Annotated in this window: 19 protein-coding genes and 1 pseudogene; 8 read left to right on the top strand and 12 right to left on the bottom strand. The window is 65.4% G+C overall.

Features of this window, described 5'->3' with window-relative positions:
* Positions 1 to 468: 468 nt before the first annotated feature.
* The 7 genes from WKB88_RS18060 to WKB88_RS18030 all read right to left on the bottom strand — a co-directional run bounded on the left by WKB88_RS18060 (position 469) and on the right by WKB88_RS18030 (position 7,602).
* Positions 469 to 1,617: an ABC transporter substrate-binding protein gene (locus tag WKB88_RS18060; RefSeq protein WP_341395950.1), complete on the bottom strand. Its 1,149-nt coding sequence runs from the start codon at positions 1,615 to 1,617 to the stop codon at positions 469 to 471.
* A 74-nt stretch (positions 1,618 to 1,691) separates the two neighbouring features.
* The gene (locus WKB88_RS18055) at positions 1,692 to 2,519 is read right to left on the bottom strand and encodes an ABC transporter permease (RefSeq protein WP_341395949.1); all 828 of its coding nucleotides are present in this window, start codon (positions 2,517 to 2,519) and stop codon (positions 1,692 to 1,694) included.
* The gene (locus tag WKB88_RS18050; RefSeq protein ID WP_341395948.1) at positions 2,516 to 3,355 is read right to left on the bottom strand and encodes an ABC transporter ATP-binding protein; all 840 of its coding nucleotides are present in this window, start codon (positions 3,353 to 3,355) and stop codon (positions 2,516 to 2,518) included. The genes WKB88_RS18055 and WKB88_RS18050 overlap by 4 nt, the downstream gene beginning before the upstream one ends.
* Positions 3,352 to 4,242 carry an ABC transporter permease gene (locus WKB88_RS18045; protein WP_341395947.1) on the bottom strand — a complete coding sequence of 297 codons (891 nt, stop codon included), beginning with the start codon at positions 4,240 to 4,242 and terminating at the stop codon, positions 3,352 to 3,354. Before WKB88_RS18045 ends, WKB88_RS18050 begins: the two co-directional genes overlap by 4 nt.
* Positions 4,239 to 5,255 (bottom strand): TIGR03842 family LLM class F420-dependent oxidoreductase, encoded by a 1,017-nt coding sequence (locus WKB88_RS18040; RefSeq protein ID WP_341395946.1) that lies wholly within the window; start codon positions 5,253 to 5,255, stop codon positions 4,239 to 4,241. Before WKB88_RS18040 ends, WKB88_RS18045 begins: the two co-directional genes overlap by 4 nt.
* 12 nt (positions 5,256 to 5,267) lie before the next feature.
* Positions 5,268 to 6,689 (bottom strand): dihydropyrimidinase, encoded by a 1,422-nt coding sequence (gene hydA / locus WKB88_RS18035; RefSeq protein ID WP_341395945.1) that lies wholly within the window; start codon positions 6,687 to 6,689, stop codon positions 5,268 to 5,270.
* Between the two features lie 64 nt (positions 6,690 to 6,753).
* Positions 6,754 to 7,602 carry a nitrilase-related carbon-nitrogen hydrolase gene (locus WKB88_RS18030; protein ID WP_341395944.1) on the bottom strand — a complete coding sequence of 283 codons (849 nt, stop codon included), beginning with the start codon at positions 7,600 to 7,602 and terminating at the stop codon, positions 6,754 to 6,756.
* Positions 7,603 to 7,945: 343 nt separating this feature from the next.
* Here WKB88_RS18030 and WKB88_RS18025 point away from each other — a divergent pair, with 343 nt between their 5' ends.
* From WKB88_RS18025 to WKB88_RS18015, 3 genes are all read left to right on the top strand, one after another.
* On the top strand, positions 7,946 to 8,965 hold the full coding sequence (locus tag WKB88_RS18025) for a putative F420-0 ABC transporter substrate-binding protein (protein WP_341395943.1): 1,020 nt from the start codon (positions 7,946 to 7,948) through the stop codon (positions 8,963 to 8,965).
* A gap of 215 nt (positions 8,966 to 9,180) precedes the next feature.
* Positions 9,181 to 10,146 carry a putative F420-0 ABC transporter permease subunit gene (locus WKB88_RS18020; protein ID WP_341395942.1) on the top strand — a complete coding sequence of 322 codons (966 nt, stop codon included), beginning with the start codon at positions 9,181 to 9,183 and terminating at the stop codon, positions 10,144 to 10,146.
* Positions 10,143 to 10,925, top strand: coding sequence for an ABC transporter ATP-binding protein (locus WKB88_RS18015; RefSeq protein WP_341395941.1), 783 nt, complete (start codon positions 10,143 to 10,145; stop codon positions 10,923 to 10,925). Before WKB88_RS18020 ends, WKB88_RS18015 begins: the two co-directional genes overlap by 4 nt.
* Before the next feature lies 1 nt (position 10,926).
* Here the strand turns inward: WKB88_RS18015 and cofE are convergent, their stop codons facing one another.
* Both cofE and WKB88_RS18005 read right to left on the bottom strand, forming a co-directional pair.
* Positions 10,927 to 11,829 carry a coenzyme F420-0:L-glutamate ligase gene (gene cofE / locus WKB88_RS18010; RefSeq protein WP_341395940.1) on the bottom strand — a complete coding sequence of 301 codons (903 nt, stop codon included), beginning with the start codon at positions 11,827 to 11,829 and terminating at the stop codon, positions 10,927 to 10,929.
* A 4-nt stretch (positions 11,830 to 11,833) separates the two neighbouring features.
* Positions 11,834 to 12,835: a TIGR03557 family F420-dependent LLM class oxidoreductase gene (locus WKB88_RS18005; RefSeq protein ID WP_341395939.1), complete on the bottom strand. Its 1,002-nt coding sequence runs from the start codon at positions 12,833 to 12,835 to the stop codon at positions 11,834 to 11,836.
* Between the two features lie 208 nt (positions 12,836 to 13,043).
* Between WKB88_RS18005 and WKB88_RS18000 the strand changes: the two genes are divergently transcribed.
* On the top strand, positions 13,044 to 14,936 hold the full coding sequence (locus WKB88_RS18000; protein ID WP_341395938.1) for a glycoside hydrolase family 15 protein: 1,893 nt from the start codon (positions 13,044 to 13,046) through the stop codon (positions 14,934 to 14,936).
* Between the two features lie 20 nt (positions 14,937 to 14,956).
* On the opposite strand, the gene WKB88_RS17995 is transcribed toward WKB88_RS18000, so the two are convergent.
* On the bottom strand, positions 14,957 to 15,883 hold the full coding sequence (locus tag WKB88_RS17995) for a GmrSD restriction endonuclease domain-containing protein (RefSeq protein ID WP_341395937.1): 927 nt from the start codon (positions 15,881 to 15,883) through the stop codon (positions 14,957 to 14,959).
* Positions 15,884 to 16,360: 477 nt separating this feature from the next.
* Here WKB88_RS17995 and WKB88_RS17990 point away from each other — a divergent pair, with 477 nt between their 5' ends.
* Both WKB88_RS17990 and ppk2 read left to right on the top strand, forming a co-directional pair.
* Positions 16,361 to 18,181 (top strand): S8 family serine peptidase, encoded by a 1,821-nt coding sequence (locus tag WKB88_RS17990; RefSeq protein WP_341395936.1) that lies wholly within the window; start codon positions 16,361 to 16,363, stop codon positions 18,179 to 18,181.
* 86 nt (positions 18,182 to 18,267) lie between these two features.
* Positions 18,268 to 19,290: a polyphosphate kinase 2 gene (gene ppk2 / locus WKB88_RS17985; protein WP_341395935.1), complete on the top strand. Its 1,023-nt coding sequence runs from the start codon at positions 18,268 to 18,270 to the stop codon at positions 19,288 to 19,290.
* Positions 19,291 to 19,394: 104 nt separating this feature from the next.
* Here ppk2 and WKB88_RS17980 read toward each other — a convergent pair whose 3' ends face one another.
* Both WKB88_RS17980 and WKB88_RS17975 read right to left on the bottom strand, forming a co-directional pair.
* Positions 19,395 to 19,724, bottom strand: a complete 330-nt coding sequence (locus WKB88_RS17980) for an Lrp/AsnC family transcriptional regulator (protein WP_341395951.1) — start codon at positions 19,722 to 19,724, stop codon at positions 19,395 to 19,397.
* Positions 19,725 to 19,727: 3 nt separating this feature from the next.
* Positions 19,728 to 19,964, bottom strand: a pseudogene (locus WKB88_RS17975) (Lrp/AsnC family transcriptional regulator); the annotation flags it as partial.
* 102 nt (positions 19,965 to 20,066) lie between these two features.
* On the opposite strand from WKB88_RS17975, the gene WKB88_RS17970 reads away from it, so the two are divergent.
* Both WKB88_RS17970 and WKB88_RS17965 read left to right on the top strand, forming a co-directional pair.
* Entirely contained in the window at positions 20,067 to 21,314 is a 1,248-nt protein-coding gene (locus WKB88_RS17970) for an NAD(P)/FAD-dependent oxidoreductase (RefSeq protein WP_341395934.1), read from the top strand.
* Between the two features lie 476 nt (positions 21,315 to 21,790).
* On the top strand, positions 21,791 to 22,000 hold a 210-nt coding region (locus tag WKB88_RS17965; RefSeq protein ID WP_341395933.1), incomplete at its 3' end, for a hypothetical protein.

Genomic DNA, 22,000 nt, shown 5'->3' with positions numbered 1-22,000 from the left:
GGGCAGGATGGATCACCAGGATGTTTTTGGTGGGGTTTGGCCGCCCTGCTCGGTAAGTTTTTCAACTCCCGGCCGCGGCGACTTAGAAGACTTTACACAGGTTTGGACCCCGCCGCAACTCGGCTCCCGAAGGCCCCCGGACAGGCCCCAAACAGGCCCCGAACGGCCCCCCGGACACGCTCGGGGAGAACCCAACCCCGGGAACACCTTCTCCCGGCAGAGCCCCGGACGACATCCGGCCCGCACAACATCCGCCGATAGCATCCGCCCACGCAGCGGCGGCCGGCAGCTGCTGCTGCCGGCCGCCGTCCTGTATCTCGTAGTTAGCAGCTGGTCTCGCGCCGTGACTATCCGATCGCGGCTATCTGCGGGTTGCCGGCCGGGCCGGCCGGTTAAGCAGCTGGATGAGCAGCCGGATGAGCTGGCCGGTTGAGCAGCCCGGCCGGGCCGGTCGGTTGAGCAGCCCGGTTAGTTGCCGCCCTCGGCCAGCGTGACGTCAATGGGCTCGTAGTCCGTGCCCTTGGTGTCCGCGCCTTCCTCTTCCAGCTCGGCCAGCGCCTTCTCCACATACTCATTCGTGTAGGCGGTTTCCGGCGGTTCAGTGGTCAGGATGGTTGTTCCGGTTTCGTTTTTCGTATCCATGGCGATATCCACGGTTTGCTTCCAGGCCCCTTCATCGATCATGCCCACGCCGTTGGTGGAGGGAAAGATGAGCTTGTTGGTTTCATTCGTCATCCACAGCTGGTGGCTCTGCCCCAGGGTGGACCCGGATTCCGTCACGATCGTGGCCGCTTCCTCCGGATTGTCCTTGGCGTAGATCCAGCCTTTGATGGCTGCCTTGATGAAGGCGGTGGTGGTGTCCTGGTACTCGGCGTCGTCGGCCAGCCGTGACGCGTCCGCCCAGATGGCGTCCTGCAGCATGGCGGAACCCTCTTCGTTCCAGTCGATTACCGTCAGGTCCTCGGGCTGATACAGCTCCCCCGTCTCCGGGTTCACCGTCTCCAGCACCTGCGCGTACTCGTTGTACGTCATGGCCTGGGCCGCATCGATGTCTCCGGAGAGGAACCCGTTCATATCGAAGGCCTGCTGGATCAGTTCAATGTCATCTGCCGCCACGCCCGCGTTCTGCAGGCCCGCGAAGAGCTCCCATTCATTGCCGTATCCCCACGAGCCCACCTTCTTCCCCGCCAGATCCTCCGGGCCGTCGATGCCGGAATCGGCCATCGCCACCTGCAGCGTGGCGCTGCGCTCAAAGATCTGCGCCACATTGGTGATGTTGGCTCCCTGCTCAATGGATCCCAAAACCTTGGGCACCCAGGAGATCGCATAGTCCACGTCCCCGGAGGCGAGCACGTCCTGCGGCACGATATCCGCCCCGCCCTCGACGATTTCCACGTCCAGTCCTTCGTCCTCAAAAAATCCTTGGTCCAGCGCCGCGTAGTAGCCGGCAAACTGTGCCTGCGAGAACCACTGCAGCTGGAGTTTTACCGGCGTCAGCCCTTCGGCCGCTTCACCCTCGTCCGCTCCGCTGCCCGAAGCACAGCCTGCCAGGACCAGTGCTGCCGCAGTCCCTGCCGCTGCGGCGGTGCGGATGCGTTTTCCATTTCCACGTGCCATTTCGTTGCCTCCAAATAGGTGTAAGCAATAGCTGTGAGCAGAACCGCCCGGACGGGACGGAAGTGAACCGGCGGTTAGTGCCGGGAGCTGTATTTCTCCAATGCGGCGGTGGCACAGAAGAAGACGAGGCCGACGACGACGGCGCCCAGGACGTAGGCCCAGGCCAGCGTGTAATTGCTGGCGGAGGCTGCGGAAGTGATGGATTTACCCAGTCCGCCCACCGGGCCGCCAAAATACTCGGCTATCAGCGCCGAGATCACGGCCAGCGAGGAAGCGATCCGCAGTCCGGTGAACATATAGGGGACGGCGCTGGGAAGCGTGACGGTGCGGGCCACCTGCCAGCGGCCGGCGCTGTAGGAGCGCATCAGGTCACGGTGCACGGGCAGGACCTGCCGGAACCCGCGCAGCGAGTTCACGTAGACGGGAATGAACACGGCAATTCCCGCCACGATTTGCCGCGGCGCCTCCTCGCCGGCGCCGAACATCGTATAGAGCACCGGCGCGACGGCGACGATCGGCACTACGGAAAGCGCGGCCACCAGCGGCCCGGCCAGCCGGTCGAAGACGGGAAGAAGGGCCGCGACGACGGCGGCCGCCACGCCCAGCAGGCCGCCGGCCACCAGTCCCGCCGCAGCGTTGCCTCCGGTCACGAGCGAGGCGGAGACAATATTGCCCAGGTTGCCGGCAAACGCCGCGGCGATGTCGAACGGCCCGGGCAGCACGAACGCAGGAACAGAGAACAGGCTCACAGCCCCCTGCCAGAGGAGCAGCGCCGCGAGTCCCAGCAGCACCGGCAGCAGTGCCTGCCGGCCGCCGTCGAGGGCACGCCCCAACAGTGCGGGCGAGGTGACCGCCTCAGCCGCCGGCGCCGTTTTCAGCGTGGAGGGCTCCAGCGCGGTCACCGCGTCTCCACCCCGCGCAGGGCCGGTGCCGCGGTGCCGTGCAGCGATTCCCGGACGGCCGTGATGGCGGCGTAAAAGGCAGTGTCTTCGCGCAGGTTCTCGCCGCGCTCCCCGGCGGTGCCGAGCCGCATGGGCAGCACTGCCTTGATCCGTCCGGGCCGGGCCGACATCACGAACACCCGGTCGGAGAGGAACACTGCTTCCGGAATGGAGTGCGTGACAAAAACGACGGCGGCTCCCGTTTCCGCGCAGATCCGCACCAACTCGTTCTGCATCCGTTCCCGGGTCATCTCATCGAGGGCACCGAACGGCTCATCCATCAGCAGCAGCCGCGGACTTTCGGCCAGCGACCGGGCGATGGCAACCCGCTGCTGCATGCCGCCGGAAAGCTGGTCCGGAAAGGAGTCGGCGAATTCGGTAAGCCCCACCATCGCCAGGAGTTCCTCGGCGAGGTCCCGGCGGACCTTTGCGGCGGTTCCGTGCAGCTGAAGCGGGAGCTCAATATTGGCGCGGACTGTTCGCCAGGGCAGCAGGCCCGCCTGCTGGAACGCTATGCCGTAGGCCTGCTCTTTGCGTGCCTGCCGGGCGGTCCGCCCGAAGACGCTGATGGTTCCGCTGCTCGGTTCGTCCAGGTCCGCAATCAATCGCAGCAGGGTGCTCTTGCCGCAGCCCGAGGGTCCGATCAGCGACACGAATTCGCCCGGTGCCACGGTCAGGCTGGCTGCCTCCAGGGCAGTGACGGAGCCGCGGCCGGTGGGGAAAACCCGGTGGACATCCCGAACTTCCACCGCCGGTTCCGGCACCGCCGGGACCGCCGCTTCTGGTGATCCATTCATGCTGTTTGTTCTCCTCTGCGGTAGCGGTGCAGGAACAGTCCCAGGACGGAGGTGGCGGCCACTGCCGCCAGTCCCAGCAGGACGGCGCCGAAAATGGGTGCCCAGGGTTTGCCGGGGTCTCCCCCGGCAGCGGCCGCGTACTCCACGATCATTCGGCCGATCCCGCCCTTCAGCCCGATTGATACTTCGGCGACGACGGCGCCGATTACGGCGTTTGCCGCCGCCAGCCTCAGGGCCGGCAGCAGGAACGGGATGCTGGCGGGCAGGCGGAGGAACAGGAAGCTGCGCCACCAGCCCACCGAGTAGCTGTGCATGAGGTCCACGTGGCTGGCCTGGGGGGAGGCGAATCCCCGCAGGGCACCGACTGCCACGGGGAAGAAGGCCAGATAGGAAGCAATCACGGCCACCGACATCCAGTTCTCCCAGGCGAAGGAGCCGATCTCGAGCTGGGATCCCCACCGCCGGACCAGCGGAGCAATGGCGATCAGCGGAACGGTCTGGCTCAGGATGATCCACGGCAGGAGCGCGGACCCCGCGGAGCGGAAGCGCTGCATGACCATGGCAAGCCCCATCCCGACCAGTACTCCCAGCAGCCAGCCCAGCGCGGCGATCCCCAGGGTAAAAGCTGCGGCTTCGAGGACTGCGGTCCAGAGAGGCGGCGCCCCGGCGGCCGAGGTAGCCGGTTCCGCCAGCCTCGCCAGCATGGTCCAGACGTGCGGCATGGCCAGGTCGGTGGTGCGGGGCAGGAGCGGGAAGCCGCCCAAGCTCACGCCGCCGGCCGGTCCGGCAAGTTTGTATCCTTCCCAGAGCAACACCGGAACCAGCACTCCGCCGGCGGCCCAGCCGATCCGAGCTGCCGGCGGCGTCCTGGTTCCGGTGCCGGTCATGCCGTTGCGCTCACGGTCTCGCGCATCGCCGGAATGACGCTCTCGCCGTAGATCCGCAGGGTTTCCTCCTTGTTGTCATGCTGGAGGTACCCGGCGAACTGGGTGACGCCCAGGGCCTTGAGCTTTTCGAGCTTTTCAATGTGCTGCTCCGCCGTGCCCATCAGGCAGAAGCGGTCCACAATCTCGTCCGGCACAAAGGCGGCGTGCGTGTTCCCCGCCCGGCCGTGCTCGTTGTAGTCATAGCCTTCCCGGCCGGCAATGTAGTCGGTGAGTGCCTGCGGCACGGCCGAGTCCGCCCCGTACTTGGCCACGATGTCGGCTATGTGGTTGCCCACCATGCCCCCGAACCAGCGGCACTGCTCCCGCATGTGCTCCCAGTCCTCCCCTATATACATGGGCGCAGCCACGCAGAATTTGATGGCCATGGGGTCGCGCCCGGCGGCTGCCGCGGCAGACCGCACCGCCCCGATCATCCATTCGGCGATGTCGACGTCCGCCAGCTGCAGGATGAAGCCGTCGCCAACCTCGCCGGTCAGCTTCAGCGCGAGCGGGCCGTAGGCGGCCACCCACATTTCCAGCTCCGAGCCCTTGCTCCACGGAAACTGGAGGGTGGCGCCGTTGTATTCCACCGAGCGGGAGTTCGCCAGCTCGCGGATGACGTGGATCGATTCGCGCAGCGTTTTCAGGGTGGTGGGTTTGCCGTTGCTCACGCGCAGCGCCGAGTCGCCGCGGCCGATCCCGCACACCGTCCGGTTGCCGTACATCGAGTTCAGCGTGGCGTAGGTGGAAGCGGTGACGGTCCAGTCCCGGGTGGCCGGGTTGGTGACCATGGGCCCCACCTTGATGTTCTGGGTTTCCGCCAGGATCTGGCTGTAGATGACGTACGGTTCCTGCCACAGGATGTGGGAATCAAAGGTCCAGACGTAGTCGAACCCAAATTCCTCGGCCCTCTTGGCGAGCGCCACCGTTCGTGCGACGGGCGGATTGCACTGCAGAACTGCTCCAAATTCCATGCTTTTCCGCTCCTAGATCAGATACTGGCTCGGGGCACGGCGGATGTAGCGCCCGTGGCCCTTGGTGCCCAGATATTCGTTGTCGTTGATGAGGATCCGGCCCCGCGAGAGCACGGTGTCGACGTGCCCGTCGATCTCGTAGCCCTCCCAGGCCGAGTAGTCCATGTTCATGTGGTGGGTCTTGTCCAGCCCGATGGAGGTGTGGCCCGCCGGGTCGTAGATGACGACGTCGGCGTCGGCTCCCGGGGCGATCACGCCCTTGGTGCCGTACATGCCGAACATTCGTGCCGGCGTCGTGCTGGTGATCTCCACCCAGCGCTCGAGGGTGATCTTCCCGTCCACCACGCCCTGGTACATCAGGTCCAGCCGGTGTTCCACCGATCCAATGCCGTTGGGAATCTTGGAGAAGTCGCCCACCCCCAGGTCCTTCTGCCCCTTCATGCAGAACGGGCAGTGGTCGGTGGCCACCATCTGAATGTCGTTGGTGCGCAGCGACTGCCACATGTGGTCCTGGTGGTGTTCATGCTTGGAGCGCAGCGGTGTGGAACAGACATATTTGGCGCCCTCAAAGCCTTCGGCGCCGAGCTGGTCCTCCAGGCTCATGTAGAGGTACTGCGGGCAGGTCTCGCCGAAGACGTTCTGTCCGTTGTCGCGTGCCGCGGCCAGCTGCTCAACGGCCTGCTTCGCGGAAACATGCACCACATACAGGGGCGCTCCGGTGAGGTTGGCCAGCATGATGGCCCGGTGGGTGGCTTCCTCCTCCATCTGCCAGGCGCGCGCCACCCCGTGGTAATAGGGATCGGTTTTGCCCTGCGCCAGCAGTTCGCTGACCATGGCGTCAATGGCCGGACCGTTCTCGGCGTGCATCATGGTCATCAGTCCGGTGTCGGCACCAACGCGCATGGCCTTGTAGATCTGGGCGTCGTCGCTGTAAAAAACTCCCGGGTAGGCCATGAAGAGTTTGTAGCTGGAGACCCCTTCGTCAATGAGACCGGCCATGGCCTTCAGGGAATCGTCATTGACGTCCCCGACGATCTGGTGGAACCCGTAGTCGATGGCGCATTCCCCGGCTGCCTTCTCGTGCCAGGCGGCCAACCCGTCCATCACGCGCTCGCCGTAGCGCTGAATCGCGAAGTCGACAATCGTCGTCGTGCCTCCCCAGGCTGCGGCACGGGTTCCGGTCTCGAAGGTGTCGGAGGCCTCGGTGCCGCCAAACGGCATCTGCATGTGGGTGTGGGCGTCAATTCCGCCCGGAATCACGTACTTGCCGGCGGCGTCCAGCACCGTGTCAACGGAACCGGCAAGGTCGTGCCCCAAAAGCGTGGACCCCGGTGCAAGCACCGCCGCGATTTTCTCCCCGTCAATGAGAACGTCCGCCTCGCTGCGGCCGGTGGAGGTGACGACTGTGCCTCCGGTAATCAGTGTTGTACTCAAAACGACATCCTTGTCTGTATAAAGGCTCGGCCCTTTCAGGCCGTCTGGCGCGTCTGTCCGGAGGCTACGGGGCCGTGATCGGCGCGTAGGCGTCCGGGCGGCGGTCGCGGTAGAACTGCCAGTTGTTGCGCGCCGTCCGGACCAGGCCCATGTCCAGGTCCCGGATCATCAGCTCGTCGCCGTCGCGGGCGCCAATGTCGCCCACGTAGTTGCCCTGCGGGTCCACCATGTAGGACGTGCCGTAGAAATCCACGGCTTCATCGCCGAACTCGTTGGTTTCGGCTCCCACCCGGTTGGGAACCACCACGTAGTAGCCGTTGGCCGCTGCGGCGGTGGGCTGCTCCAGCTCCCAGAGCCGGTTGGACAGTCCCGGCTTGGAGGCGTTCGGGTTGAAGACAATCTGTGCGCCGTTCAGGCCCAGCACCCGCCAGCCTTCAGGGAAGTGGCGGTCGTAGCAAATGGTCAGGCCCACGGTGCCGACGGCGGTTTCAAACACCGGCCAGCCCATGTTTCCCGGCCGGAAGTAGAACTTTTCCCAGAACTTCTCGACGTGGGGAATGTGGTTCTTCCGGTATTTGCCGAGATAGGTTCCGTCGGAGTCGATCACCGCAGCGGTGTTGTAGAGGACTCCGGGCTGATCCTCTTCGTAAATCGGAAGGATGATCACCATATTGTGCTCTGCGGCAAGCTTCGAGAACCGCTCGGTCAGGGGCCCGGGAACCTTCTGCGCGTAGTCGTAGTACTTGTTGTCCTGCACAATCCCGAAATACGGGCCGTGAAACAATTCCTGGAAACAAATGATCTGTGCGCCCTCGGCAGCTGCCTTGCGGACAAATTCCTCGTGCTTGGCAACCATGGACTCTTCATCCCCGGTCCAGGTCGTCTGGGTCAAGGCTGTACGGATGATTGTCATTGTGCCTCCTAAGTAGCGGCATAGGTGCCGCGGTCCTGATTGGCCGGTTGAAGGGCCTTAATCAGTCTCTGTCCTGAACATTTCCCCAACATTTCCACCGCGTAAAAAGGTTGAACTTACTTGCCGCGGCGTCTGTTCATCCTTGACGCTCCCGCCGGAACCCGCAAGGGTTTTTCACCTGTTGTTTGGGGACCCCCGGAAGCGGATAATGGCCACCGCGGCACACACCCGAAACAATGGGGTGCTAACCTCCTCGATAGATCACCGGCCGGAAATGGCCGGTAGAACTGGTCTGGATTTGGACCATAGATCCCTCCGATTTCCTTTCCACCTGCGAGGAACTATGAACCGATCCCTTACCCCTGCCCTTTCCCTGCTCCTGGCGGCCGCGCTGGCCGGCCTTACCGGCTGTTCAGGGACAACCGAACCGTCGAAGCCCGATGCACAGGACCCCACCGGAACCGCCGCCTCAGGCACGCCCGATGCTTCGGCGTCGTACCCGGTGACAGTGACCAACTGCGGCACGGAAGTGACCCTTGAGTCCCCGCCCGAGCGCATTGTGACGATTAAGTCCACGGCCCTGGAGACCCTTCTTGCCCTGGGCCTGGGCAGCAGAGTGGTTGGCTCGGCCTTCTCCGACGGCCCGGTCCCCGAGGCCCTGGCTACCGACGCAGCATCGGTGCCGGTCCTGTCCGAGGCGGCGCCCACCCAGGAAGCCGTACTGGAACTCGAACCAGACTTCATTTACGCCGGCTGGGAGTCAAACCTGAGCTCCGACACGGCCGGCGAACGCGACTTCCTCGCGTCGCTGGGAATCGGCAGCTATGTCTCTCCGGCGGCCTGCCGGGAAGAAGGCACCCCCGGAAAACTGGATTTCGAGGATGTCTTCGCGAACATTACGGAAGCCGGAGCCCTCTTCGGCGCACCCGAAGCAGCGGCGGAGCTCATCACTGAACAGCGCAGCGTGCTCGACGGCGTAACGCCGGCCGGCGAGGATCAAACCGCCTTTTGGTTCTCCTCGGGGCGGGACACCCCGTATGCGGGGGCCGGGCTGGGTGCTCCGCAAATGATGATGGACGCGCTCAGCCTGGTGAACATTGCTGCGGACGTTGACGATTCCTGGGCGTCGCTGAGCTGGGAAACGGTTGTTGCTGCCAACCCCGATGTCATAGTCCTCGTGGACGCAGACCGGAACACCGCAGAGTCCAAGAAGGAGCTGCTGGCGTCCATGCCCGCCACTGCCGGGATGGACGCGGTGATTAACGAGCGCTATCTGGTCCTGCCCTTCGCCGCCGGTGAGGCCGGCGTCCGCAACGCTGAAGCCGTGGCGGACCTCGCCGATCAGCTGTCCAGCCTGCCGTGACCTCCATCCGCAGCAGCCGGACCGCAGCGAAAACGCCGCCGCCTGCGCCGGCCGTGAACGCCGGTGCGGTGCAGGAGCCGGTTCCGCGCCGGCCGGCTGCGGACGGATCAACGTCGGGGTCAGCGTCGGGGTCAGCCGGGTCAACGTCGGGGTCAGCCGCGCACACACCGCGCCGACGGTTCCGCACGGGGCCGGCGACGGCGGTCCTTGCCGCAGTGCTCGTTTTTTCCGTTGCGGCGGCGACGGCGGTGGGACCGGCAGACATCAGCGTCGCGGACGCCTTCGGCACCATAGCCGCTCATCTCGGGCTGGGCACCAGCCCGCTGTCCCCCCTGCACGACGGAATCATCTGGGAGCTGCGCCTGCCCCGGGTCCTGACGGCCGCTGCAGTGGGCGCCGGCCTGGCCATCAGCGGTGCAGTCATGCAGGCGCTGACCCGTAACGCCCTGGCCGACCCGTATCTGCTGGGCCTGTCCTCCGGAGCCTCGCTGGGCGCTGTCTGCGTGGTGCTGCTGGGCCTGCAGCTGCTGCTGCCGCTGGCTGCCTTCGTCGGCGCCCTGGCGGCGCTGGCGGCAACCCTGCTGCTGGCCCGGCTGGCCGGCGGACTCACGCCGTCGCGCACCGTGCTGGCCGGAGTGGCCGTTTCCTCACTGGGCAGCGCCCTCACCAGCCTGGTGATTTTCTGGACCGCCACAGGTGACTCGTACCGCAATATCCTGGGCTGGCTGCTCGGTTCGCTGAGCGGCGCGCAGTGGTCCAGTGCGGCGATCTCCGCCGCTGCCCTGCTGGTGGTCGGGGTGCCGCTGCTGGCTGCCTTCCGCCTCCTGGACGGTTTCGCCTTCGGTGACGACGCCGCCTCGGCCCTGGGCATCAATGTTCCGGCCGTGCGGTGGTCCATGCTGGCCGGAACCGCCCTGCTGACCGGCGCCATGGTCTCCGTCAGCGGAGCCATCGGCTTCATCGGGCTGGTGTTTCCGCATGTGGTCCGGCTGATCACCGGCCCCGGGCACCGTTCGCTGCTGCCGCTGTCCGCCCTGCTCGGTGCCATCTTCCTGATCTGGGCCGATACCGGGGCCCGCTTTGTCTTTGAGCCCCGCGAACTGCCCGTGGGCGTGGTGACCGCGGTGATCGGTGCGCCGGTGTTCGCGTACGTGCTGGCCAGGCGGAAGGGCGGGGCATGAGCGCTGCAACTCTTCAGGCAGCCGCGCTGGATGTGTCCCTGGGCGGCAACCTCGTGGTGGACGGCGTGGACTGCACCGTTCCGGCCGGCGCCCTGTCGGCGCTGGTGGGGCCCAACGGCGCCGGCAAGTCCACACTGCTGCGGGCCCTGGCCGGCGTCGTTCCCGTCCGCCGCGGCACCGTCCTGTGGCAGGGCCGGGACCTGCTGCGGCTGCCCCGCCGGGAACGTGCCCGCATCGCGGCCCTTGCAGAGCAGGAATCCGGCACCGATACGCCGCTGACCGTGCGGGACGTCGTGGCCCTGGGAACCATGCCGCACCGTCCGCTGCTGGGCTTCGGCGGCAGCGAAGACGACGCCGAAGTGGTGGACGCTCTGGAGTCAGCCGGTGTGGCGGATCTGGCGGACCGGCTGTTCGGCGAGCTGTCCGGCGGACAGCGCCAGCGGGTCCAGCTGGCCCGGGCGCTGGCGCAAAAACCGCAGCTGCTGCTGCTGGACGAGCCGACAAATCATCTGGATCCGTACGCGCAGCTGACCACGCTGCACCTGATGCGGAGGCTGGCCGGGCAGGGCATCGCCGTCGTCGCCGCCCTGCATGACCTGACGCACGCTGCCGCCCACTGCGACCACGTGATTGTCCTCTCCGCAGGCACCGTGGTGGCCGCCGGTGACCCCCGCGCGGTGCTGACTGCCGACCTGATCCATACCGTCTACGGCGTGCACGCCCACGTGCTCGAGCATCCGGCGACCGGCCGCCCGCTGATAGCCCTGTCGCTGCCGTAAATTACGCTTGTTTGAAATCCGGAACCGGCAGCCCGGCATCCCGGCACGCCGCGGCGTAGCCTTCACGCCAGGCTTCGTCGGAGCCCAACCGGAACATGTCCTGCTCCGCCGGGCGCACCAGCGAGCGGGCCCCATCGTTTCGGGCCCCATCGTTCCGGGACCCTTCGTTCCGGGCCCCTTCGTTCCGGGCCCCATCGTTTCGGGAGCCATCGTTTCGGGACCCTTCGTTCCGTGAGCGCGTGCCGGAGGGCCTGACCAGCTCGGGCAGGCCGCGCACCACCGCCACTGGGTTTTGGCTCGTCTTGCCCTTGATGAGGTCTGCGGCTGCCGCGATCTCGTCCGCGACAGCGGTCATGGTCGCCTTCATCAGCTGGCCGAAGGTGTCCACGCTGCCGCGCAGATCGGTGATGACGTCCACGCCGGCGGCTCCAATGGCGGCGTCGGTCTGCCCTTCGCGCCAGGCCCGCCCCATGGTGTCGGTGATGAGGACTCCGACGTCGAAGCCCAGTGCCCGGCGCAGGGCGGCGCACAGCGCCCGCGCCGAGGCGTCCGGGTCAACGGGCAGCAGCAGCACCGTCCCGGCGGGAGTGTTGCTGTTATCCACGCCGGCAGCGGCGGCGACGATGCCGAGCTTGTTTTCGACAATCCGGGTCACTCCGCCGGGGTGGGTCCTGCTCGCGACAACCCGAACGGTTTCGTCCGTGATGGCCTGTTCCCGGTCCGCCGCGGGCACCTGGCGGCCCTCGGCCTTGGACACGATCTTGGACGTGACCGCCAGGATGTCCCCGGGCTGCAGGGTGCAGTCCGGGGCTGCTGCCGCGGCGGAGAGGATCACCGCCGCCAGATCCGTCCCCGGAGTTATCTCTCCGATGCCGGGAAGGGTAAACAGCGTGATGCTGCCCATCGGGTCAGCGCTTAAGTGCAGGCAGCACGCTGCGGGAGAAGACGTCGATCCACTCGCGCTGGTTCCGGCCCACGTTGTGCAGGTAGATGCGGTCGAAGCCCAGGTCCACGAACTTCTGGATATAGGCGCGGTGCACGTCCGGGTCGCTGGAGATCACGAGCCGTCCCTCGAAGTCTTCCGGCCGAACCAGTTTCGCCATCTGCTCCAGCTCGAACGGCGAGCGGATGTCCCCCTTGGGGAACTTCATGCCGCCGTTGGGCCACTCCACCATGGCGTTGGTCAGCGCTTCCTCGTCCGTCTCAGCCCAGCTCATGTGCAGCTGGAGCACCTTCGGCATGGTGTCCGGATCCTTGCCGGCTTCACGCGCTCCGGCGTCGAACCGGTCAAAGAGCATTCCGATCTTCTCCAGCGGTGCGCCCACCGTGATGAGTCCGTCCGCATGCCGGCCCGCCCGCTTGGCGGTGACCGGCCCCGCGGTGGCCACCAGGATTTCGGGGGCTACCTCCGGCATGGTCCACAGCCGGGTGGATTCCATCTTGTAGTACTCACCCTTGTGCCGGACGTCCTTGCCGGCCAGCGAATTGGTGAAGAGCTTGGTGATGATGTCGATGGCTTCGAACATCCGGTTGATGCGCTCGGGCGCCTCCGGCCAGTACTGCGCCGTGATGTGTTCGTTGAGCGCCTCTCCGGACCCCAGCCCCAGCCAGTGCCGGCCCGGATACATCGCTGCCAGCGTCGCCGACGCCTGCGCAACCATCGCCGGATGCCACCGGAAGGTGGGAGCGGTAACACCGGGTCCAATATCGCCCTTGGTGCGTTCACCCAGTGCGGACAAAACATTCCAGACAAAGGCTGACTGACCCTGCGCCGGAACCCACGGCTGGAAATGGTCCGCCGCCATAACTCCGGAAAAACCTTTACTTTCGGCATATTCAGAGAGCGCCACCGCTTCAGTGGGATGGAATTGCTCCAGCATTGCCGCGTAACCAATTGTTAAAGAAGACATATACCCATCCTGACAGCCGGACATTTCGAGACGGAAAACGGATGTTTCCAATGGAATAAGCAGCATCATCACGGCTCACCGGGAGACCGTAGGCCCATCCTAGGGGCGGCGGGGACCTGAGCCTAAGCATGACGCTGAGCCTCAGCACGAAGCAGGTCGGAGTTCTACGATGGTGGGACCGAACCGGTTTCCCGACGGAAGGACCTCCATGACAGCGGACGCCTCCACACAGAACTCGTCCGATCAGAACTCTCCAGACCAAAACCCTTCACACCAAAACTCTTCAGAGCAGAACGTTTCAGACCAGAACTCCGCAGAGCAGAATGTGGACGGACGCCTGGACGGTTACGCCCCGTTGCGTTCCTATGCGGCCATCGGAGACGGACGCACTGTCGCCCTCGTGGCCAGGGACGGGTCGGTGGACTGGTATCCGACGCCGGACCTCGATTCCGTGCCGCCCTTCGCAGCCTTGCTGGACGCCGAAAACGGCGGGCGGATTGAGCTGCAGCCGGTGGACGATTTCACTGTGGAACGCACCTATGTTGACGGCACCAACGTCCTGGCCACCACGTTCACCACTGCCTCCGGCAGGGTCCGGGTCACCGACTCCCTCAATACCGGCGTCGCTGGACGCCTGCCCTGGGGTGAGCTGGCCCGCCGGATCGAAGGACTCGAAGGCAGCGTGGCGATGCGGTGGGCGGTGTCCCCCGGCAACTGCTTCGGCACCGCCTCCCCCTGGGTGGAGGACAGCGCCCACGGCCCCGTGCTCCACGCCCAGCAGACCACCATCGCGGTCCGCGGTATCCGCCACGGCAGTGAAGAGGTCTCGGATCAAGGCATCGCGGGCTCCTTCACCGCGTCTCAGGGCTCCCGGCACCTGGTGGCGGTCGTTTCCACCCACAACGAACCACTGGCGCTGCCGGACCCCGAAACGGTGGATGCCGGCGTCGAGCGCACCATCGCCAACTGGCAGAACTGGCTGAAGGAATTCTCGTATGACGGCCCGTGGTCCGAGGCGGTCGAGCGCAGCGCCCTGGCCTTGAAGCTGCTGATCCACAGCCCATCGGGTGCAGTGGCAGCAGCAGCCACGACCTCCCTTCCCGAAAGCCTGGCCGGCGGCAAAAACTGGGATTACCGCTACGCCTGGGTCCGCGACACCGCCTACACCCTCAATGCCCTGGTTCGGTTCGGGCTCCGGGAAGAGGTTCACGCCGCCGTCGCGGGCATGCTGAAGAGCATCCGCAGCCAGGGATCGGAACTGCAGGTGTTTACCGCCCTTAACGGGGACCGGGCGATGGATGCGCAGGAGCTGGACCTTCCGGGGTGGCGCGGCATCGGCCCCGTGGTGCGCGGCAACAACGCAGCCCGCCAGCTGCAGATGGGCGTTTTCGGCGACCTGTTCAATATTGTCCAGCTCTATGTCGACGCCGGGCACGTTCTGGACACCGGCACCGGACGGCTGCTGGCGGACCTGGCCGATCTGGCGTGCGACACCTGGCAAAAGCGCGACGCCGGGATGTGGGAACTCACGGACGAGCGCCACTACACCACCTCCAAGCTCGGCTGCTGGCATGCGCTCAGCTGCGCCTCGCACCTCGCTGATCTGGGGCAGATCCCAGGTCCCGGCGACCGCTGGCGTGCTGAAAAAGAGCGGATTGCCGAATGGGTTCGGGAGAACTGCTGGTCTGAAGAGCGCGGCAGTTATGTCTGGTATCCGGGTTCGGACAAGCTCGATGCCTCCATCCTGCTGCATGCGATCAGCGGCTTTGACCGCGGTGAGCGCATGAGCTCAACTCTCGACGCACTGCGCGAAGAACTCGGACGCGGGCCGCTGCTCTATCGCTACAGCGGCGCCGAGAAGGAGGAAGGGACCTTTGTTGCCTGTGCATTTTGGCTGGTGTCGGCGCTGACCCATGTTGGACGCCGGGAAGAGGCGGTGGACTTGATGGATCAGCTGGTTCCGCTGGCTAATGACGTCGGTCTGTATACCGAGATGATCGCCGAGGAGGACTTCTCCTTCCTGGGGAACTTTCCGCAGGGGCTCTCGCATCTTGCGCTCATCACCGCTGCGATCACGGTGCACGACGCGCGGGAGGAGTAAATGCCCGGTCCCCGGCGGGCCTAGGAGGTGCAGCCCTCGCCGTCGCCGTCGCCGTCGAACTTCGGGTCCCAGCCCGCGTCGCCTGCCCTGATCGGGGCAGCGCCGGCGGCCTTGACCGCCGCGCAGTTCGCGTAGACCGGCTGGCTTTCAGGCACGGCGGGGACCGCTCCCGTGCCCGGTGCCGTGTCAAGGGAGACGCTTTCCGCGGGGCCGTCCGACGGGACGGGCTGGTCCGGGCAGGAAGCGAGGACGCTTGCCGATGCATCATGTTCCGCCTGTGTCATCCAAAGCCTGTATTCAGCTTTGACGGCAATCTGCCGGGCTACGTATTCACAGCGGAAGGCCTTGTTGGACGGCAGCCAGGTGGCGGCGTCGGAATCTGATTTGGCGCCGTTGGCGGGCCCGTCGGCCGCCATCAGGTTCAGCGGATCATTGGCGAACTGGCGGCGTTCCTCGGCGGACAGCTGCTGGGCGCCCTTCTGCCAGGCGTCCGAGAGAGCCACGATGTGGTCGATCTGGACTGCGGTGCTGGTCTCGTTGCCGCGGACAAAGGAGATGGTCGTACCGGTGTAGGGATCCGCGAAGGTGCCCGACGCGACCACGCATTCCTTCGTTCCGTCCTTGTACACAACGTTGGTGAGGTCGCGGGCCAGAATGTCGTTGCGGGTATCGCAGCCGTTGTGGTCGACGTCGGCCCATGACGGCCCAAACTGGTCCCGGTCATAGCCGGTTTTCGGCGCCCTGCCCTTGATGGGAAGAGTTTCCAGCTGCTCCGCGGCAGAGCCGGCTGCTGCCTCTTGGGCGGTGGCGGTGCCCGTCCCCGCACCCCCTCCGGCGCCCGCGCCCGCATCCGCGCCGACGTCCGTCAGGGGAGTACAGGCCGCGGAACCTAACAGAATTGCGGGCAGGGCTATCAGGGACAGAAATTTGGAGCGCAGAGAAGTCATCGCTATTAATTATGGGCGATGACGCGGCATTGTTTTTCCCGTCGCTGTTTCCCGCTGTTTCGCACTGCTTTCCCACTGTTTATCCCTCTGTTTATCCCTTCGGGTTCCGTCGCTGCCCGCGGCCGGGAAGTTCCCCGGAGAACCCGCACGGTAGAGTCAGCGTGCGCGGCACAAGCCGTCCCGCACCCGTGTATCCGGTCGGCAGCACAACACCGGCCGATCTCCGTTTGAACAGGAACACCCTTGGCGAAGATTCTTTGTCCCCGAATCCGGCTTCGTGCCGTGGCAGCGGCTGCAGTCCTAGCTGTCGGCAGCACCATCCTGGCAGCGCCGGCCCTCGCGGTAACCGAGCCGGTGCCGGCGCCTGTCATTGCGCCTGTACCTGAGCCCGCGACCTCGTCCGCGACCGCACCTGCGCTTGCGCCCGTTCCTGTACCTGAGCCCGCACCCGCACCCGAAGCTGGCCATCGCTTTATCGTGAAGTTCGCGGACCAGACGGTCTCGGGCCCGGACCGGGTTGAATCCTATTCCCAGGCAGCCGCTCCCCTCGGCACCTCCGTCACCGAGCTGCATGAAACCGCCACGGGCTCACTGGTGGTGGCGGTGGACAAGGACCTCACCGCGGAAGAAACAGCCGCCGTCGTCGACACACTCGAAGCCGATCCGGATGTCGCCTCCGTGGAGCCGGACGTCGTGCTGTTCCCGTCCGCTGCCGAGCCCAATGACCCGTTGTATCCCGTGCAGTGGAATTTGCGGGCGGCCGGCGGCGGAGCCAATGCGGTTGCCGCCTGGAACGCCGGTACCGGCGAAGGCCAAGTGATCGCCGTCGTCGACACCGGCATCACTGCCCACACGGACCTCAACGCCAAGGTCCTGCCGGGTTACGACGTGATATCCGTTCCCGACATGGCCGGCGACGGTAACGGCCGTGACGCCGATCCCCGGGATGAAGGAGATTGGTACGACGCCGGTTCCTGCGGCAGGACGGTCGGTGCATCGTCCACGTGGCACGGCACCCACGTTGCCGGCATCGTCGCCGCCAGCACCGGCAACGGCGTCGGGATCAGCGGGGTAGCCCCCGGAGCCATGATCCTTCCGGTCCGTGCCATGGGAACCTGCGGCGGGTACATGTCGGACATCGCCGACGGGATCATCTGGGCCGCCGGAGGCAGCGTGCCCGGCCTTCCGCTCAACCCGACGCCTGCGCGGGTCATAAATCTGAGCCTGGGCGGGGTAAGCACCTGCTCGCTCTTCATGCAGGACGCGGTGGACTACGCCGTCGGCCGCGGTGCCGTCGTCGTTGCGGCGGCAGGCAACGACGCTATTTCCGCGAGCCGGACACAGCCGGCCAACTGCGCCAACGTGGTTGTGGTGGGTGCAGGTGACCGGGACGGGTCGAGGGCCCGATACTCGAACTTCGGCTCCCTGGTGGACATCATGGCGCCGGGCGGAACCACCACCGGTGACGTGACGGGCGGGATCATGTCCACGCTGAACAGCGGAACTTCCCGGCCCGCTGCCGAAAGTTACAACTACTATCAGGGAACGTCGATGGCGGCTCCGCATGTGGCCGGCACCGCGGCCCTGCTGCTGGCCGCCAATCCCGCCCTGACTCCCGGCCAAGTTGAACTGGTGCTGAAGAAAACCGCCCGTCCGCTGCCGGGCAGCTGTGCGCCGCACTGCGGTCCCGGCCTTCTGGATGCCGGAGCCGCCATGGCCAACGGCGTGCCGCCCTTTGCCGACGTACCCTTCGGCCTTCAGTTCTATGACGAGATGCTCTGGATGGCCGCTGAAGGGATTTCCACGGGCTGGGCCGAGGCAAACGGGACCACAACGTACCGCCCGTTCCAGGCGGTGAACCGCGACGCCATGGCCGCCTTCATGTACCGGTTGGAGGGGAGCCCCGCCTTCGTCCCGCCGAAAAAATCGCCCTTTGCGGACGTGTCCGTCAGCAACCCCTTCTACAAGGAAATCGCCTGGCTCAACAGCCGGGGAATCGCCACCGGTTGGCGCGAGGCGAACGGAACCTCCACCTACCGGCCGACGACGCCGGTCAACCGCGACGCCATGGCGGCCTTCATGTACCGGTATGCGGGCTCCCCCGAATACACCGCTCCCCCGAACCCGGTGTTCCCCGATGTTGCGACCGACAGCCAGTTCCACAAGGAAATCTCCTGGCTGGCGTCGTCGGGCATAACCACCGGATGGGATGACGGGGCCTATCACCCTGTCAGCCCGGTGGCCCGTGACGCGATGGCTGCCTTCATGAAGAGGTTCGACGACAAGTTCGGGCAGTAGCACCGGCGGGGCAGGCTTCGACAGCTCTTCCCTGCTCCGCCGGTCGGACGTAGATTCGTTAATTACCGTCCGCGCAGGGAGATGCAATGGTTACGAACAAGTCCACGGCTACCAAAGCCGACAAGAAACCGACTGCACAGCCGGCCGCGCCGGAAAGCAACGGTTTGGTCCAGTCCTCTGACGGCTCCGGCCAGGTGGCCGTGGTGACGGACTACACGAACGAGCTGGATGAACTGCGCGAGCTGAAGATCAAGACCAAAAAAATCAAGGAAAAAGCCGACGACGACGCCTGGCGGCACAACTACCCCTACGACACGAAACTCTCCCGGCGCAGTTATGAAAAGCAGAAGCGCGCCCTGCAGATTGAGCTCCTCAAAATGCAGCTCTGGGTCAAGGATTCCGGACAGAAGATGCTGATCATCTTCGAAGGCCGTGATGCCGCAGGCAAGGGCGGCGCCATCAAGCGTTTCAACGAGCACCTCAACCCCCGCGGTGCCCGCATTGTGGCCCTGGAAAAGCCCACCGACGGAGAACGCACCCAGTGGTACTTTCAGCGCTACGTGGCGAAGCTTCCCAGCGGAGGTGAAATCGTCATGATGGACCGGTCCTGGTACAACCGGGCGGGGGTGGAACGCGTGATGGGATACTGCACCCCGGCCCAGTACCTGGAGTTCATGCGGGAGGTGCCGGAGCTCGAACGGATGCTGGTGAACTCGGGCGTGCTGCTCAGCAAGCTCTGGTTCTCCGTGGGGCGGGCGGAGCAGGTGGCCCGGTTCGCTGCCCGCGAGACTGACCCGGTGAAACAGTGGAAGCTCTCCCCCACCGATTTGGCGAGCCTCGATAAGTGGGATGACTATACCGAGGCCAAGGAAGCCATGTTCTTCTACACCGATACCGGCGATGCTCCCTGGACGGTGGTGAAGTCGAATGACAAGAAGCGTGCCCGGCTTGAAGCCATGCGTCAGGTCCTGCACTCCGTCGACTATCCCAACAAGGACACTTCAGTGGCGCGTGCTCCGGATTCGTTGATCGTGGGTCCGGCCGCGAGCCATTTCGAGGAAGGCGAAGAGCCCAGCGGCCAGTTCCCGGTCGTCAAGCCCAAGGGCTGAGCGCTCCGGGCTGAGGGCTTGCGCAAGGCTGAACCGAGGGTTGCGGGCTTGCGCAAGGCTGAGGCGCTGGGCCCCGGACCGAGGACTGTGCCGCTGGGCCCCGCTTAGCCTTCCCCCGCTGAGCCGATCCCCCGCTCCACCGATACGTATTCGAAGATGACGCTGGTGTTTGTCCCGGCGACTTCCGGATGCACACTCAGAGTGTTCGTCACCAAGCTGCGCAGGGCCTCCGAGTCCGCCAGAGCCACATGAATCAGGAAGTCCCGGTCGCCGGTCACGAAGAAAATGCTCTCCACGCCGGGCAGCTGTGCCAGATACTGCTTGAATGTCGCCAGGTTGGACCGGGCATGGGCGTGCAGCCTGATCGCTATCAGTGCCTGAAGCCCGCGCCCGACGGCGGCCGGGTCAACGTGGGCATGAAAGCCCCGGATCACTCCGCGTTCCTGCAACGATTTGATCCGCCCGTGGCAAGTGGACGGAGCAATGCCGACGGCGGACGCTACAGCATTGTTCGGCAGTCTGGCATCCGCTTGAAGAAGATTCACAATCTTCCGGTCAACAGCGTCCAGGCCCGTTGGCGGCGCTAGTGTCGCTGCAGCCGGGCCGCTCGCGACGGCCCGCCGTTTCTTCGACCCCGACCCCGTAGAACCCGCCTTCTTCGAATCTTTGCCCATGGCGGGAAGTCTACGCAGAATCATCAACGAATCTGTTGCTTTCGCTCTAATAGATCTTCAGGCTGGCACCAGTACTGCAGCCCCACTTGAAGGAGTATGGCCATGTATCCCCGTGCCACAGCACCCCGAAGCGCCGTCGTCGTCGGAGCAGGAATGGTGGGGCTCGCCACCGCCTGGCATCTGCAGGAGCATGGCGTCCAGGTGACAGTCCTGGACCGTTCCGGCGTCGCAGCCGGAGCATCGTGGGGTAATGCCGGCTGGCTGACTCCGGGGATGGCGATGCCGCTCTCGGATCCTTCCCTCTGGTCCTACGGCGCCAAAGCGCTGCTCGACCCCGCTGCGCCCCTTCACATTCCGGCTCGGCTTGATCCCGAGTTGTGGGCTTTCCTGGCCCGTTTCGCAGCCCACGCCACCCCCAGGGCCTGGTCCAAGGCCATGGCGGCGTTGACTCCGATCGATCAGATGGCCTTGGAGGCTTTTGATGAGCTCACGGCGGCAGGGGTGCAGTCGGAGACCCGCAAAGGGCCGTTCATCATTGGTTTCGAATCTGCTGCCCAAAGCGTTCCCTTCACCCGCGAGATCAGTCATGTGGAGGCTGCCGGGCAGTCCGTCCCGCTGACCGAGCTGCGGGACGCCCAGGCCAAGGTTCCGCAGTTGTCGGACAACGTTTCCACTGTCTTTTCCATGGAGGGCCAGCGTTTCATTGAGCCCGGTCCGTTTGTGCAGGCCCTGGCAGATTCAGTGCTCGCCCGGGGCGGTCGGATTGTCACCGGTGCGGAGGTCCGGTCGCTGCGGCACGGGCCGGCCGGGATCGCGGTTGAAACCTATGCCTCCGATCCGGTGACGGCCGACGTCGTCGTCCTCGCCACCGGAGCCTGGCTGCCTGCGCTGGCCAAGCCGCTGGGAGTACGGACTTCGGTGCGTGCCGGCCGTGGTTATTCCTTCAGTGTTGCGACTGACGAACCGGCCGAATTTCCCATCTATCTTCCTGCCCGCCGCGTCGCGTGCACCCCCTACCAGGGACGTTTGCGGATTGCGGGCACCATGGAATTCCGGGGGCCGGACGAGCCGCTGCAAACCGGTCGGATCCGGGCAATTCTGGATTCGGTGCGGCCGCTGTTTACGAATATGGATTTGGATAATTTGCAGGATATTTGGGTTGGGCCGCGGCCGGTTACCCCTGATGGTCTGCCCCTCATTGGCGCAACCCGTTCTCCCGGAGTGTTTGTGGCCGGTGGCCACGGAATGTGGGGCATCGTGCTTGGCCCTGCCACCGGAAAACTGCTGGCTGAGCAAATCATGACCGGCAGGGTTCCGGAGCAGATTCGGCAGTTCAATCCGCTCCGTTAGCTGGTGTGACGGGTTCCCAGCCGGTGCAGGCTTTGAGCCCTAGCGCGCGGGAACTTCGCCGGCACCCATATGCCCAGGGCGGCGAGCTCCTCCTCGGTGCGCCGCAGTTGTAATTCTCACTGGGGTTCAGCGGGATGGAGAGTCGTACGACCCCCAATCACACCGTTTTCGACACCTAGGTAGTCGGGTGAAAAAGACGGGTATTTGGAGTACCTGAAAAGAGCTCCTGAGGGGCCGTTTTGGGCTCTTTCGGGACCGGAAATGTCAGTGGCGGGTGAAATCCTGAAGACATGGATCAGAACGGATCTTTTCCCGGCGTGACTTCCGGCAGCGGCAACGCTGCGGAGTGCACCCTGTCGGTTTACGCTGCCGCTCCCGGTACGGATCCTGCTTGCACAACGGCGGCTGTCCAGAGTATTCGAGCTGCCGCTCCGGGGACCGTTCCAGCCCCGACGGCTCCTGAATGCTCCGGCCCCGTGTACCAGGACGGGCTCACCGGGTCCCTGGCGCTGCAGAACCTGCAGTCCCTGAACCAGGACGAAGCCGCCACCGTACTCTGCCGCCTCGATCACCTCATCCGCTGGGCCCAGGCCCAGCAAGCCAAGACCCTCACCCGCATCCACACCCAGTTCCGCACCGAATACCACCAGGGCACCGCCACTCTGGACCCCGCGATGGCCTTCAGC

The organism is Arthrobacter sp. G119Y2 (assembly GCF_038069765.1).
Taxonomy (GTDB): domain Bacteria; phylum Actinomycetota; class Actinomycetes; order Actinomycetales; family Micrococcaceae; genus Arthrobacter_B.
This window is presented reverse-complemented; position numbering and strand designations above follow the sequence as displayed.

Coding starts and splice junctions, on each gene's coding strand:
- WKB88_RS18060 (WP_341395950.1), bottom strand. CDS start 1,617: ATGGCACGTGGAAATGGAAAACGCATCCGCACCGCCGCAGCGGCAGGG.
- WKB88_RS18050 (WP_341395948.1), bottom strand. CDS start 3,355: ATGAATGGATCACCAGAAGCGGCGGTCCCGGCGGTGCCGGAACCGGCG.
- WKB88_RS18045 (WP_341395947.1), bottom strand. CDS start 4,242: ATGACCGGCACCGGAACCAGGACGCCGCCGGCAGCTCGGATCGGCTGG.
- WKB88_RS18040 (WP_341395946.1), bottom strand. CDS start 5,255: ATGGAATTTGGAGCAGTTCTGCAGTGCAATCCGCCCGTCGCACGAACG.
- WKB88_RS18030 (WP_341395944.1), bottom strand. CDS start 7,602: ATGACAATCATCCGTACAGCCTTGACCCAGACGACCTGGACCGGGGAT.
- WKB88_RS18025 (WP_341395943.1), top strand. CDS start 7,946: ATGAACCGATCCCTTACCCCTGCCCTTTCCCTGCTCCTGGCGGCCGCG.
- WKB88_RS18015 (WP_341395941.1), top strand. CDS start 10,143: ATGAGCGCTGCAACTCTTCAGGCAGCCGCGCTGGATGTGTCCCTGGGC.
- cofE (WP_341395940.1), bottom strand. CDS start 11,829: ATGGGCAGCATCACGCTGTTTACCCTTCCCGGCATCGGAGAGATAACT.
- WKB88_RS18005 (WP_341395939.1), bottom strand. CDS start 12,835: ATGTCTTCTTTAACAATTGGTTACGCGGCAATGCTGGAGCAATTCCAT.
- WKB88_RS18000 (WP_341395938.1), top strand. CDS start 13,044: ATGACAGCGGACGCCTCCACACAGAACTCGTCCGATCAGAACTCTCCA.
- WKB88_RS17995 (WP_341395937.1), bottom strand. CDS start 15,883: ATGACTTCTCTGCGCTCCAAATTTCTGTCCCTGATAGCCCTGCCCGCA.
- ppk2 (WP_341395935.1), top strand. CDS start 18,268: ATGGTTACGAACAAGTCCACGGCTACCAAAGCCGACAAGAAACCGACT.
- WKB88_RS17970 (WP_341395934.1), top strand. CDS start 20,067: ATGTATCCCCGTGCCACAGCACCCCGAAGCGCCGTCGTCGTCGGAGCA.